The following is a 12,862-nucleotide window of genomic DNA, read 5'->3' on the forward strand; positions in this document are numbered from 1 at the left end:
GTTCAGTGTCGGGGATGGACGGCGTTCGACATCTCGAGCACCGGCGTGCCGCCGTCGTCCACCACGGCGAACGAGGTGGCCACCGAGCCGAGCTCCGTCGCGGAGGTGACGTGCGTGCCGCCGCAGGGAATGCGCGCCGTGCCCTCGGGCAGTTCGCAGACCCAGGTGCGCCGGTCGGTGAGCCCGTCGCCCGCCGCCTCGACGCGCACGACGGCGCCCGACGCGATCCAGCGCTCGAGCTGCTCGGCGACGGCGCTGCGCACGTCGTCGAGCTCACCGGCGAGCGACGCCGTGTCGAATCCCGCCCGTCGCAGCGATTTGTTGAGCCGGTAGCGGTCGAGCGAGCCGTCGGGCAGGATGCGCGACGAGGCGATGGCCGCGCCGTCGAAGTCGGGGCTGCCGAGCGAGTCCTCGCGCGCGGGCTTCGACCACCGGTCGGCCAGCGCGCGGTTGAGCGCGAGCGAGGCGAGGTGGCAGGCGGTGTGGCCGGTCGAGAGCTCGCGCCGCGTCGCGGCATCCGCCTCGATCTCGACGTCGTCGCCCTCGGCGATCGCCGCGTCGCCGTCGACGAGGTGCGCGACGAGGAACGCCCAGCCCTCGGTGCCCTTGCGAACCGGGATGTCGTCGCCGAGGTGGAGGTCGGTGCCGTCGGTGGCGGCGACGACGGCGTCGCGCACCGGGAGGTCGACGCCGTTCGCGCGGATGACGCCGGCGTCGGCGGGCTGGTCGGGCCACGCGGCATCCACCGGGTGGAAGCTCGTCGTCTCGGTGACGACCGCGAGGCGGCCCTCGGGCGCGGGAGCGACGTGCAGCACGCGACTCGTCGCGGTGAGCGCCCCGCCGGGGTAGGTGACGCGCGTGTCGCGCTGGGGCAGGGTCACCCGTCAGACGCCGTCGCCGCGGCCGAGGATGTTGACCGGGATGGCGACCGCGATGGCGACGCTGAGGATGCCGCCGAGGAAGACGACGGCCTCGAGGCCCTGCAGCTCGGGGGCGTAGCCCATGAGCAGCATGCCGAAGCAGAAGAAGGCCATGGCGATGATGAAGGCGACGACGTTCACGGGACCTCCTGGAGCGGCTGGTGCGGCTGCGGCGCCGCGATGCCCAGCCTAGTGGGCGGCGGCGCGACGCGCCCGGCGGATGCCGCGATGGCGCGGCATCCGCTCGATCACGCGTCGAGCGGCCCGAGCCACGCGTTCGCGACCGTGCCGTGCGCCGACTCGTCGTCGGACGGGTGGAAGATGCCGGCGAGCACGTCGCGGTAGAGGCGGCCGAGCTCCGAGCCGGCGAAGTAGGAGGAGCCGCCCGCCACGCGCACGGCCTGGTCGACGACGTGCTTCGCCGTCTCGGTGGAGCGCACCTTCACGCCCACGAGCTTCGCGAACCACATCTGGCCGTGGTCGACGAGCCCGTCGAGGTCGCGCGCCACGGCGAGCAGCTGCGGCTCGAGCGCCTCCTGCGCGATGGCGGCGTCGGCGATGCGCCAGCGGATGTCGGGGTCCTGCGAGAGCGGGGCGCCGTCGCGCTTCATCGAGGTGCGCCGGTGCGCGGCGGCCACGGCGAGGTCGAGCGCCCGCGCGCCGATCCCCGCGTAGACGGCCGCGAGCAGCAGCTCGAAGCTCGCGAAGATGCCGAAGACGAGCGGGTCGGCGTTGGGGCCCGGGTCCAGCCGCCTCACGATGCGGTCGGGCGCGGCGAACGCGCCGTCGAGCACGGTCGTGCGGCTCTGCGTCGCGCGCATGCCGAGGGTGTCCCAGTCGTCGAGGATGCGAACGTCGGGGTCCTCGCGGTCGATGAACCCGTAGACGATCTTCGGCGCGTCGGCGGAGGCGGTGTCGAGGCCCATCGTGCCGAGGCGGGTCCACGCCGGCGAGAGCGACGTGAACACCTTGCGGCCCGAGTAGCGGTAGCCGCCCCCGGCCTGGGGCTCGGCCGCGGTGCGCGAGCCGAACAGCATGAGGTCGTTGCCCGCCTCGCTGATGCCGAAGCCGAAGATCTCGCCCTGTCCCGCCTCGCGGAGGAGGAAGTCGAGCGTGTCGTCGCCGCGGTCGCGCAGGATCTTCGCGACCCCCGTCCACACGAGGTGCATGTTCACGGCGAGCGCCGTGGCGGGGGCGGCGCCCGCGAGCCGCAGCTGCGCGCGGACGGCGTCGTCGAAGCCCCAGCCGAGCCCGCCGTACGCCTCGGGCACGAGCGCCGTGAGGTACCCCGCGTCGCGGAGCTCGGCGAGGTCGTCGACGAAGAACGCGTTGTCGCGGTCGTACCCTGCTGCGCGCTCGCGCACCCGTTCGAGGAGTTCGTCGTGCAGCAGGGTGTCCGGCGTCTCGCTCACGACGCCAGACTACGCCTGCGGTGTCCGCTCGCGCGGGGGCTGGGGCGCGGCATCCGATGCCGTGGGCGCGGCCGGCGGCGACGGGTCGGATGCCCCGGGCGTCGCGTCGGGCGCGGCGGGCTTCGAGCGACGCGAGCGCGTCGCGACGAGCACGATGACGAGCACGATCACCCCGATGACGAGCGCCGCGAGCGCCCACGGGAGCAGCACGCCGACCGCGATGCCGAGCCAGGTCGCGAAGCCGATGAGGGCGTTCCAGCCGGCCGCGAGGCCGCTCCAGAAGTCGTCGGGCTGCGGATCGGGCGCGACCTCCTCGGTCACGAGGTCGACCGTGATGGTCGAGTAGTCGACCTGGTCGACGAGCGCGTCGCGCTGCTGGGTGAGGCTGTCGAGCTCGGCCTGCCGGGTCGTGAGCTCGGACTCGATGGCGATCAGGTCGGCGATCGTCGTCGCCTCGGAGAGCAGCTGCTGCAGCCGGTCGACGGAGGCGGTGAGCGCGTCGATGCGTCCGTCGAGGTCCTTGCGCTGCTGCGTGACGTCCGAGGCGTTCATGGACACGGCGCTGACCGTGCCGAGCTCGCGCAGCTCGGCGAGGAACGGATCGAGGTCGTCCGACGGGATGCGGAGGGTGAGCGAGGCGCTCGGCGGCTCGGCGTCGGTGCCCGGCGTCTCGGTGCGGCTGTCGACGCGTCCGCCTCGCGCCTCCGCGAGGTCCACGGCCTGCTGCGCGGCATCGACCGGGTCCTCGACCGTGATCGAGACCCAGCCGACGGTGATCATGCTGCGGTCGGCGAACTGCTCGCCGTCGGCAGTCCCGCCCGCAGCATCCTCGCCTTCGACCTGCTGCTGGGGCGGCGCCATCTCGCCCGGTTCCATGACGGGCGCCTCGGACTGGCCGGCGCCCGCGGTGCAGCCGGCCAGGAGCAGTGCGAGGAGGGCGGCCGCGGCCGCTGCGGGGACCAGTCGTCGTCTCATGGGCTCACCGTATTGCCCGGCCCCGATCGCATGTCTGGACCCCTGCTGGGAGTCCGGTCACGATCGGATTGCGCTTCGCTGTGAATCGCCGAACGGCCCCAACGAACCCCGGTTGCCGCTCGTTCAGCGGGATGTGAGCTCAGTCGAGGTCGGGATCGCGGCCCGTGCGCTCGCCGCTCTCGAGGGTGGCGATCGCGGCCAGGTCCTCGTCGTCGAGCGTGAAGTCGAACACGTCGAGGTTCTCGCGCAGCCGCTCGGGCGAGGACGCCTTCGGGATCACGATGTTGCCGAGCTCGAGGTGCCACCGCAGCACGACCTGCGCGGGCGTACGTCCGTGCTTGTCGGCGATGTCGGCGAGCAGCGGGGTGCCGAGCACGCGGCCGCGCGCGAGGGGCGACCACGCCTCGGTGCGGATGCCGTGCGCCTCGTCGAACGCGCGCAGCTCCTCCTGCGGCAGCCACGGGTGCAGCTCGACCTGGTTCACGACGGGCGCGACGCCGGTCTCGCCGATGATGCGCTCGAGGTGATGCGCGTGGAAGTTCGCCACGCCGATCGACTGCACGCGTCCCTCCTCCTGCAGTCGGACGAGCGCCCGCCACGTCTCCACGTACAGGTCGGTGGAGGGCACCGGCCAGTGGATCATGTAGAGGTCGAGCGTCGCCAGGCCGAGCCGCTGCATGCTCGCGTCGAACGCGCGCAGCGTCGAGTCGTAGCCGTTGTCGTCCATCCAGACCTTGCTGGCGACGAAGAGCTCGTCGCGCGGCACCTCCGCCGAGCGCACGGCCTCGCCGACGCCCTCCTCGTTCGCGTAGAGCGCGGCGGTGTCGAGGTGCCGGTACCCGATGGCGATCGCCTCGCGGCTGAGGCGCGCGGCATCCGATGCCGGCACCTTGTAGAGGCCGAAGCCGAGCTGCGGGATCGTGTTGCCGTCGTCGAGCGACAGGCTGGGCGCCGGGGTGACGGGCGGCTGCGTCATCGTCGTGGCTCCTCTCAGCTGGGTTGCGCCGGCACCGGCTCGGTGTCGGGGATGGGGCTCGCGTCGCGCTCGCGCAGGTCGGGATGCCACGGCTTGCCGAGCACCGCGGCGAGGACGCCGAGCAGGGCGAGCGCGGCGGCCGCGACGAACGCGCCCTGCGCGCCGTACCCGTCGATGAGGAAGCCGGCGACGGCCGAGCCGAGCGCCGCGCCGATGAGCTGGCCGGTGCCGACCCAGCCGTACGCCTCGGCGGTGTCCGAGAACTTCACGCTCGCCGACACGATCGCGAACAGGACGGCGAGCGCGGGCGCGATGCCGATGCCGGCGATGAAGAGGGTCGCCGAGAGCCACCAGAAGTCCATGACGAATGCGGCGAGCGCCATGCCCGCGAAGACGATGAACATGCGGCGGGCGGTCGACCACGGCCCGATCGGCACGTGGCCGAGGAAGAGGCCGCCCGCGAGGGAGCCGACCGAGAAGATGGCGAGCACGATGCCGGCCTCGGCGCCGTCGTGACCGAACACGGCGACGACGCCCGCCTCGACCGCCGCGCACGCGCCGATGAGGAGGAAGCCGACGATCGTCGCGAGCATGACCGGCGGGCGGGTGAGCACCGCGCCGAACCGCCGCTTGGAGCGGGGGATGCGCACGCGCCCGAGCTCGGGGGAGGAGATGAACCAGATGCCGCCGCCGATCATCATGGCCGCGGCGAGCAGGATGCCCCACACCGTGCCGATCTGCGTGGAGACGAACGTCGTGACGACCGGGCCGACGACCCAGATGATCTCCTGCGCCGACGCGTCGAGCGAGAAGAGCGGCGTGAGCTGGCGCGAGTTCACCATCTTCGGGTAGATGGTGCGCACGGCGGACTGCACGGGCGGCGTCGAGAGGCCGGCCACCAGGCCGACCGCCATGTAGGCCGGCACCGTGAGCGGCAGCACGCCGATGGCGACTACTGCGGTCGCGCAGATCACGAGCGTGGTGATGAGCACCGGGCGCATGCCGAGGCGGCCCATGAGCCGGCTCGTGAGGGGTCCGGCGACGGCCTGGCCGATCGACGTGGCGGCGAGCACGAGGCCCGCCGCACCGTAGGAGCCGGTCTGCTGCTCGACGTGCAGGAGGAACGCGAGCGAGAGCATCCCCGAGGGGAACCGAGCGGTCAGCTGGGCGGCGATGATACGAGCGACGCCCGAGGTTCTGAGGAGATCGGTGTAGCTGCCCACGGTCCGTCCACTCTATTCGAGGGGGGATGCCGCGGGAACGCGCCTATCAGCAATGGCGTATATAACGGTGAAGTGATAGCCTGACGGCGTGCACGCGTTCGACGTCCTCGGCGACCCGGTGCGCCGCCGCATCCTCGACCTCCTGGCCGGCGGCGAGACGAGCGCGGGCGAGGTCGTCGACGTGGTGGGCCGGGAGTTCGGCATCACGCAGCCCGCGGTGTCGCGGCAGCTGCGCATCCTGCGCGAGCACGGCTTCGCCACCGTGCGCCCCGATGGCGCGCGCCGGCTGTACTCCATCGACCCCGGCGGGCTCGACGACGCCGACCGCCAGCTCGAGCGTTACCGCGCGATGTGGACCGCGGGGCTCGCGGCGCTGCACACCGAGGTGGCCCGTGGAAAGCGCAGCCGTCGCACCGCAGCAGGGCGCACCCCACGAGAGGAGCCATGATGGCCGTGACGAGCGACATCGCCCCCGACGAGCCCGGGCTGCTGCTCGAGTTCCACGAGGTGTACGACACCGACCCCGACGACCTGTGGCAGGCGATCACGACACCCGAGCGCCTCGCGCGCTTCATGGCCGTGCACCGCGGCGAGTTCCGGCTGGGCGGCCGATGGCAGGCGTTCGGGACGGACGGGACGGTCTACTGCGACGGCGAGGTCACCGAATGCGACCGGCCGCACGGCTTCACGACGACCTGGACCGTCGTCGGCGAGCCGCCGAGCCTGCTGACCGTGGCGCTCGAACCCGACGGCGAGCGCACCCGCCTGCACATCCGGCACGAGCACGTGACGCAGCCCGAGTACGGGCCCGGCTGGCATGCCTACCTCGAAGCGCTCTCCCGGCACCTCGCCGAGCCCGACGCGCCGCGCGACCGCGATGCGTGGGTCCGCCGCCTCGGCGAGCTCGCGCCGGCCTACGCGGAGCGGTTCGCAACGCTCGGCGTCGCGGGAGGCGTCGCGGAGGACTGACCGCGCGGCGCCGCGGCGCTCAGACCCCGACCTCGGCGAGCGCCTTCGCGATGCGCTGCGGCGACACGGTCTCGGCCGTGCGGAGCTCCTGCGCGAACAGGCCGACGCGCAGCTCCTCGAGCATCCACCGCACGCGCACGAGCCGCGGGTCGGCCTCGGGGTCGATCGGGATCCGCCCACCGGCCGCCTCGAACGCGGCCACCGCCGGCTCGAGCTGGTTCGCGGCCTGCCGGTCGCGTCCGGGGTTGTCGACGAGCTTGCGCACGCGCAACGTGATGGCCTCGAGGTAGCGCGGCAGGTGCCGCAGCCGCTCGAGCCCGGTCGCCGACACGAAGCCGTTCGGCACGAGCCCGGCCAGCTGCGCCCGCATGTCGCCGAGGGCCGCCATCAGGTGGATGCTCGAGGCGCCCGAGATGGCCCGGTCGGCCTCGCGCGCGGCCTTCAGGATGCGCGCGACAAGGGCGACGGTCTCGAACATGCGGTCGACGACGCCGGCCGACACGGCATCGTGTACGGCCTCGAACTCGGCACGCGTGCGCAGCAGGCCGTCGGGGTGACGCGCCCGCAGCTCGGCGTCGACGCAGGCCGCCAGGCAGTCGTCGAGCAGCGCGCGCGTGCTCGAGTACGCGCTCGCCGCGAGCGAGAGCTTCTCCTCGTTCGACAGGTGCTCCTGCACGTAGGCGACGGGTGTCGGCGTCGCGAGCACGAGCAGCCGACGGATGCCGCGCCGCGTCGCCCGGTCGCGCTCCTCAGCCGTGGCGACGAGGCGCAGCGCGACCGACGTCTTCTCGTCGACGAGTGCCGGATACGCGCGGATCACGTTGCCCGCCTGGCGCGTGTCGACGTGCGCGGGCAGCTCGTCCCACTCCCACGTCGTGATGCCCGACCTCTCGGCGATGGTGATTCCCGCCGGCCCCGAAGCCCGCGACGCGGGCGGCTCGAGCTCGGGCTGCTCGTGTGCCGCGGTTCGCGTGGACGTCTTCGACGGTCCGTCGCCCCGCGAGTTCCCCGTCACGGCCTTCGCCACCGCATCACGGCTGCGGCTCGCGAGCCGCGACTGCAGCTCGGCGAGGTCCTTCGACGACCCGAGCGTGCGGCCGCGCTCGTCGACGGCCCGGTACGTGACGCGCAGGTGGGGCGGCACGCGCTCGAGGTCGAAGTCCGACGGGTCGACGGGCGCGAACGTGAGCCGCCGGATCGCCTGCGCGAGCATCGCCGTGAACGGCTCGCGCTCGGCGCCGCCCTCTGGGCCGTCGGGCAGTTCGGCCGAGATCCGCGCCGCCCACTCGGCGGCGGGCACGACCTGGCGGCGCAGCACCTTCGGCAGCGTGCGGAGCATGGCCGTGATGAGCTCGTCGCGCAGCCCCGGCACCTGCCAGTCGAACCCGTCGGGGCGCACGCGCGGCAGGAGCACGAGCGGCACCACGGCCGTGACGCCGTCGTCCTCGGCTCCGGGCTCGAACCGGTACGCGAGCGAGTAGGTCTGGTCGGCCTGCCGCCAGCGATCGGGGAAGCCGTCGCCGCGGTCCTCGTCGGCCTCGTCGCCGAGCAGGTCGGCGCGCGTCATCGTGAGCAGGTCGGGTCGAGTGCGGTGCTCGCCGCGCCACCAGCGCTCGAACGCTCGCGTGTCCGCGACATCCGCCGGCACCCGCGCCTCGTAGAACGCCACGACGGCCTCGTCGCCGGCGAGGATGTCGCGACGGCGCGTGCGCTCCTCGACCTCGCCGAGCTCGCGCCGCAGCGCGCGGTTGGCCCGCACGAACGAGAAGAGGCGGCGGTCGAGGCGGCTCGTGTCCCAGTCCTCCTCGACGAGCGCGTGCCGGATGAAGAGCTCGCGCGCGAGGGGCGCGTCGACGCGGGCGAGCTGGATGCGCCGCTTCGCCACGATCGGCACGCCGAAGAGCGTGACCTTCTCGTCGGCGACGGCCGACCCCTGCCGGCGCTCCCACCGCGGCTCGGAGTAGGTGCGCTTCGCGAGCGGGCCGGCGAGCTGCTCGGCCCAGGCCGGGTCGATGGCCGCGTTCGTGCGCGCGAACAGGCGGCTCGTCTCGACGAGCTCGGCGCTCATGAGCGCCGCCGGCGGCTTCTTCGCGAGCGCCGAGCCGGGGAACACCACGAACCGCGCGTTCCGGGCGCCGAGGAACTCGGCCTGCTGCCGCCGGCCGCGCCGCTCCTGTTCGCGGGCCGAGCCGGCACCGCCCCGGCCGCTCGAGGTCTTCGTGTCGTCGCGCAGGCCGATCTGCGAGAGGAGCCCGGCGAGGAGCGCCCGGTGGATCCCGTCGGGGTTGGGTGCGCCGGCGTCCTTCGCCACGTGCAGCCCGAGCGGCTTCGCGAGGCGCACGAGCTGCCGGTAGAGGTCCTGCCACTCGCGGACCCGCAGGTAATTGAGGAACTCCGCCTTGCACATGCGCCGGAACGCGCTGCCCGAGAGCTCGCGCTGCCGCTCCTCGAGGTGGTTCCAGAGGTTGAGGAGCGAGAGGAAGTCGCTGCTGGGGTCGACGAACCTCGCGTGGAAGCCGTCGGCCTGCTCTCGCTTGTCGAGCGGGCGCTCGCGCGGGTCCTGGATCGTGAGGCCGGCCACGATCGCGAGCACCTCGCGTGACACGCCCTGCGTCTTCGACTCGAGCACCATGCGGGCGAACCGCGGCTCGATCGGCAGTCGCGCTAGCTGCCGCCCGACGCGCGTCAGCTGCGGGCCGTCACCTTCGCCGTCGTCGTCGATCGCCCCGAGCTCCCGCAGCAGGTCGAGGCCGTCGCGGATGCCGCGGGTGTCGGGCGGCGTGAGGAACGGGAAGTCCTCCACCGCGCCGAGCCCGAGCGAGGCCATCTGCAGGATGACGGCCGCGAGGTTGGTGCGCAGGATCTCGGGATCGGTGTACTCGGAGCGCTTCTCGAAGTCGCCCTCGGCGTACAGGCGGATGGCGATGCCGTCGCTCGTGCGGCCCGAGCGCCCCGACCGCTGGTTCGCCGACGCCTGCGAGATCGGCTCGATCGGCAGGCGCTGCACCTTCGATCGCGCCGAGTAGCGGCTGATGCGCGCCGTCCCGGCGTCGACGACGTAGCGGATGCCGGGCACCGTAAGGCTCGTCTCGGCGACGTTCGTGGCGAGCACGATGCGTCGGCGCAGGCCCGCGACCTTCGAGGGCTCGAACACGCGGTGCTGGTCGGCCGACGAGAGCCGGCCGTAGAGGGGGAGCACCTCGGTCTCGCCGCCGCGCCCGCCGTTCCCTGAGCCCGTCGAAGGGAAGTGCGCGCGCACCGCGGCCTCCGCGTCGCGGATCTCGCTCTCGCCCGACAGGAACACGAGCACGTCGCCGCGTGCCTCGCGGTCGAGTTCGTCGAGCGCGTCGAGGATGCCCCGCTGCACGTCGCGGTCCTCGGCGGCGGCGCCCTCGTCGTCGGAGTCGTCCCCTGAGCCCGTCGAAGGGGACTCGGCGACGAGCGGCCGGTACCGCACCTCGACGGGGTAGGTGCGCCCCGACACCTCGATGACGGGCGCGGGCTCGCCCGTGGCATCCGCGAAGTGCCTCGCGAAGCTCTCGGGGTCGATCGTCGCGCTCGTGACGATGACCCGCAGCTCGGGGCGGCGGGGGAGGAGCCGCTTCAGGTAGCCGAGCAGGAAGTCGATGTTGAGGCTGCGCTCGTGCGCCTCGTCGATGATGATCGTGTCGTAGCGGCGGAGGTCGCGATCGTGGTGGATCTCGTTGAGCAGGATGCCGTCGGTCATCACCTTGATGCGGGTGGCCTCGCTCGCCCGGTCGGTGAAGCGCACCTGGTAGCCGACGAGGTCGCCGAGCTCGACGCCGAGCTCCTCCGAGATGCGCTCCGCGATCGTGCGGGCGGCGATGCGGCGCGGCTGGGTGTGCGCGATCCGCTCACGGCCGAGCTCGAGGCAGATCTTCGGGAGCTGCGTCGTCTTGCCCGAGCCGGTCGCGCCGGCGACGATCACGACCTGGTGGTCGCGGATGGCGCGTGCGATCTCCTCGCGCTGCCCCGAGACGGGCAGGTCGGCAGGATAGGTGATCGCGGGTAGCACAGCCCTCCATCGTATGCCGTCGGTGCGACCTCGACCGGTCGCTCCAGCGAATCGGGCCGCCGGCATGCTAGACACGCCCCATGACCGCGGATGCCGCATCGTCGGCTCGTGTCCCGTCGACGACGGCGCAGGCGCCGCCCGCCGCCGCGCCGGAGCCGGCTCCCGTCTCCCGACTCGTCGGCCTCCCGATCCTCCGGGTGGTGCTCGTCGGACTCGCCGCGGTCGCGACCTGGCTCATCCTCGTCGCGGCCGGCGACGCCGCCGCCTTCCCGCCGATGATGCTCTACGCGGCCGTGTCGATGCTCGTCGTGAACCTCGTGTCGCTCGCGCTCGTGCGTCGTGCCCTGCACGACGAGGGGCTGCGAGCACGGGACCTCATCGACTTCTCGTGGCGCCGACTCGGCACGGACGTGCTCTGGGGGATCCTCTGGCTCGTCGTGCTGTGGATCCCCTTCATCGTCGCGGTGCTGGCCACGGGCTTCGCGCTCTTCGGCGCCGCGCTCTTCACGCGGTTCGAGACGCTGTTCTACGACGTCGGCTACCAGCCGGTGTTCGATCGGACCGTGCTCACCGCGCTCGCCGTCATCGCCGTGGTGACGTTCGCTCCGCTGAACGCGCCGACCGAGGAGCTGGTCTTCCGCGGGTACTCGCAGGGCGGACTGTTCGCCCGCGGCTGGCGCCCGGTCTGGGCGATCGTGGTGCCCGCCGCGATCTTCGCCGTGCAGCACGTGTTCTACGCCGCCACGCCCGACGTCGTGGTGATCTACCTCGTCGCGTTCTTCGTCTGGGGGATCGGCTCGGGCATCATCGTGCGCCGGCAGGGCCGGCTCATGCCGATCATCGTGGCCCACTTCCTCGTGAACCTCATGACGAGCGCGCCGGCGCTGCTCATCGCCTTCCTTCCGCCCGAGGCGTTCGCCGGCTGACGCGTCCACGCGGCATCCGGTCTCGGTCATGATCACTGCGAGCGCGGGATTCGCGGGGAGCGAAAGCCCCTGCCGGATGCCGCGACCGGCGTGATGGGATGAGGATCATGACCCAACCCCCGGTTCCCCGCATCCAGCTGAACGACGGCAACTCCATCCTGCAGCTCGGCTTCGGCGTCTTCAAGGTCGACCCGAAGCAGACCGAGCGCATCGTGACCGACGCGCTCGAGGTCGGCTACCGGCACATCGACACCGCGCGCATCTACGGGAACGAGGAGGGCGTCGGTCGCGCGCTCGCCGACTCCGGCATCCCGCGCGAGGAGCTCTTCGTCACGACGAAGCTGTGGAACGACGACCAGGGCACGCAGTCGGTGTTCGACGCGTTCGACCGCAGCCTCGACCGGCTCGGGCTCGAGGTGCTCGACCTCTACCTGATCCACTGGCCCACGCCGCGGAACGATCGCTACGTCGAGACGTGGAAGGCGTTCGAGCGCCTGCGCGAGTCGGGACGCGTGCGCTCGATCGGCGTCTCGAACTTCCTCGCTCCCCACCTCCAGCGCCTGCTCGACGAGACCGACGTCGTGCCGGCCGTCGATCAGATCGAGCTGCACCCCGCCCACCAGCAGCCCGAGACCGCGGCCTTCGCCGAGGAGCACGCCATCGCCATCGAGGCCTGGGGACCGCTCGGCCAGGGCAAGTACCCGCTCTTCGAGCTGCCCGAGATCACGGGCCCGGCCGAGGCGCACGGCAAGACGCCGGCGCAGGTCGTGATCCGCTGGCACCTGCAGCGCGGCCACATCGTGTTCCCCAAGTCGAACCGGCGCGAGCGCATGGCCGAGAACTTCGACGTCTTCGACTTCGAGCTCGACGAGGCCGAGGTGCGGGCCATCACCGACCTCGAGCGCGAGGGCCGCGTGAGCGCGCACCCCGATGAAGTGCACTGACCCGACGGATGCCGCGACACGCCCGGGATGCAGCCCTGATTTGGCGGGAGCGGGCGGCGCCCCGTAAGTTCTTACATGTCGCCACGGCGGTGCGGGAAGCGGAAGCGGCCCGGCCGAGACGGGCGAGAGCGTCTTAGCCAAACAGCCTCGAAGTCGCATTGCGACTCGGTGATTTCAAGCCTAAGATGGAAAGCCACTCCCGAAGAGGACCGACGTTCGCGTCGCATCCTCCAGGCCGATCCGGCCGCCGGCTGGAACCGCGTGTTCCGTAGCCCGCTTCGGAGGTGGTACGATAGATAGGTTGCCCTGAGAGCAGGCCGCGAGGCCGTAACTCGGGTGCGTCCGTTCCTTGAGAACTCAACAGCGTGCACTATGTTCAATGCCAATTTTGAACCCCGACCCCTGCTTTGGTGGGGGTGGGATTCCTTTGGATTGATGGACAGTCAGTATTGATTGTTTCTCAGTCAGAGATTGAACTCCT

At 72.2% G+C, this 12,862-nt stretch carries 11 protein-coding genes; 4 read left to right on the plus strand and 7 right to left on the minus strand.

Annotated features, from left to right (window positions below):
• Nucleotides 1-2: 2 nt before the first annotated feature.
• The 6 genes from ACWEOH_RS13860 to ACWEOH_RS13885 all read right to left on the minus strand — a co-directional run bounded on the left by ACWEOH_RS13860 (nucleotide 3) and on the right by ACWEOH_RS13885 (nucleotide 5,506).
• Nucleotides 3-881 carry a metal-dependent hydrolase gene (locus ACWEOH_RS13860; protein ID WP_452031776.1) on the minus strand — a complete coding sequence of 293 codons (879 nt, stop codon included), beginning with the start codon at nucleotides 879-881 and terminating at the stop codon, nucleotides 3-5.
• 3 nt (nucleotides 882-884) lie between these two features.
• Nucleotides 885-1,061, minus strand: a complete 177-nt coding sequence (locus ACWEOH_RS13865) for a hypothetical protein (RefSeq protein ID WP_452031778.1) — start codon at nucleotides 1,059-1,061, stop codon at nucleotides 885-887.
• Nucleotides 1,062-1,168: 107 nt separating this feature from the next.
• Nucleotides 1,169-2,332, minus strand: coding sequence for an acyl-CoA dehydrogenase family protein (locus ACWEOH_RS13870; RefSeq protein WP_452031780.1), 1,164 nt, complete (start codon nucleotides 2,330-2,332; stop codon nucleotides 1,169-1,171).
• 9 nt (nucleotides 2,333-2,341) lie between these two features.
• The gene (locus ACWEOH_RS13875) at nucleotides 2,342-3,307 is read right to left on the minus strand and encodes a DUF4349 domain-containing protein (RefSeq protein WP_452031782.1); all 966 of its coding nucleotides are present in this window, start codon (nucleotides 3,305-3,307) and stop codon (nucleotides 2,342-2,344) included.
• A 139-nt stretch (nucleotides 3,308-3,446) separates the two neighbouring features.
• On the minus strand, nucleotides 3,447-4,283 hold the full coding sequence (locus tag ACWEOH_RS13880) for an aldo/keto reductase (RefSeq protein WP_452031784.1): 837 nt from the start codon (nucleotides 4,281-4,283) through the stop codon (nucleotides 3,447-3,449).
• Between the two features lie 14 nt (nucleotides 4,284-4,297).
• Nucleotides 4,298-5,506 (minus strand): MFS transporter, encoded by a 1,209-nt coding sequence (locus ACWEOH_RS13885; protein ID WP_148734025.1) that lies wholly within the window; start codon nucleotides 5,504-5,506, stop codon nucleotides 4,298-4,300.
• Between the two features lie 88 nt (nucleotides 5,507-5,594).
• Here ACWEOH_RS13885 and ACWEOH_RS13890 point away from each other — a divergent pair, with 88 nt between their 5' ends.
• Nucleotides 5,595-5,954, plus strand: coding sequence for an ArsR/SmtB family transcription factor (locus ACWEOH_RS13890; RefSeq protein WP_452031786.1), 360 nt, complete (start codon nucleotides 5,595-5,597; stop codon nucleotides 5,952-5,954).
• Complete coding sequence (locus tag ACWEOH_RS13895) at nucleotides 5,954-6,475, plus strand: SRPBCC domain-containing protein (protein ID WP_452031788.1); 522 nt, start codon at nucleotides 5,954-5,956, stop codon at nucleotides 6,473-6,475. Before ACWEOH_RS13890 ends, ACWEOH_RS13895 begins: the two co-directional genes overlap by 1 nt.
• A gap of 19 nt (nucleotides 6,476-6,494) precedes the next feature.
• On the opposite strand, the gene hrpA is transcribed toward ACWEOH_RS13895, so the two are convergent.
• Nucleotides 6,495-10,511, minus strand: a complete 4,017-nt coding sequence (gene hrpA / locus ACWEOH_RS13900) for an ATP-dependent RNA helicase HrpA (protein ID WP_452031790.1) — start codon at nucleotides 10,509-10,511, stop codon at nucleotides 6,495-6,497.
• An 80-nt stretch (nucleotides 10,512-10,591) separates the two neighbouring features.
• On the opposite strand from hrpA, the gene ACWEOH_RS13905 reads away from it, so the two are divergent.
• Both ACWEOH_RS13905 and ACWEOH_RS13910 read left to right on the plus strand, forming a co-directional pair.
• Nucleotides 10,592-11,437, plus strand: a complete 846-nt coding sequence (locus ACWEOH_RS13905; protein ID WP_452031792.1) for a CPBP family glutamic-type intramembrane protease — start codon at nucleotides 10,592-10,594, stop codon at nucleotides 11,435-11,437.
• Nucleotides 11,438-11,544: 107 nt separating this feature from the next.
• Nucleotides 11,545-12,381, plus strand: coding sequence for an aldo/keto reductase (locus ACWEOH_RS13910; protein ID WP_452031794.1), 837 nt, complete (start codon nucleotides 11,545-11,547; stop codon nucleotides 12,379-12,381).
• Nucleotides 12,382-12,862 lie beyond the last annotated feature (481 nt).

The organism is Agromyces sp. NPDC004153 (assembly GCF_053603635.1).

Bases quoted from the DNA above. Each gene is read 5' to 3' on its own strand.
- ACWEOH_RS13875 (WP_452031782.1), bottom strand. From the start codon at position 3,307: ATGAGACGACGACTGGTCCCCGCAGCGGCCGCGGCCGCCCTCCTCGCA.
- ACWEOH_RS13895 (WP_452031788.1), top strand. From the start codon at position 5,954: ATGGCCGTGACGAGCGACATCGCCCCCGACGAGCCCGGGCTGCTGCTC.
- ACWEOH_RS13905 (WP_452031792.1), top strand. From the start codon at position 10,592: ATGACCGCGGATGCCGCATCGTCGGCTCGTGTCCCGTCGACGACGGCG.
- ACWEOH_RS13910 (WP_452031794.1), top strand. From the start codon at position 11,545: ATGACCCAACCCCCGGTTCCCCGCATCCAGCTGAACGACGGCAACTCC.
- ACWEOH_RS13880 (WP_452031784.1), bottom strand. From the start codon at position 4,283: ATGACGCAGCCGCCCGTCACCCCGGCGCCCAGCCTGTCGCTCGACGAC.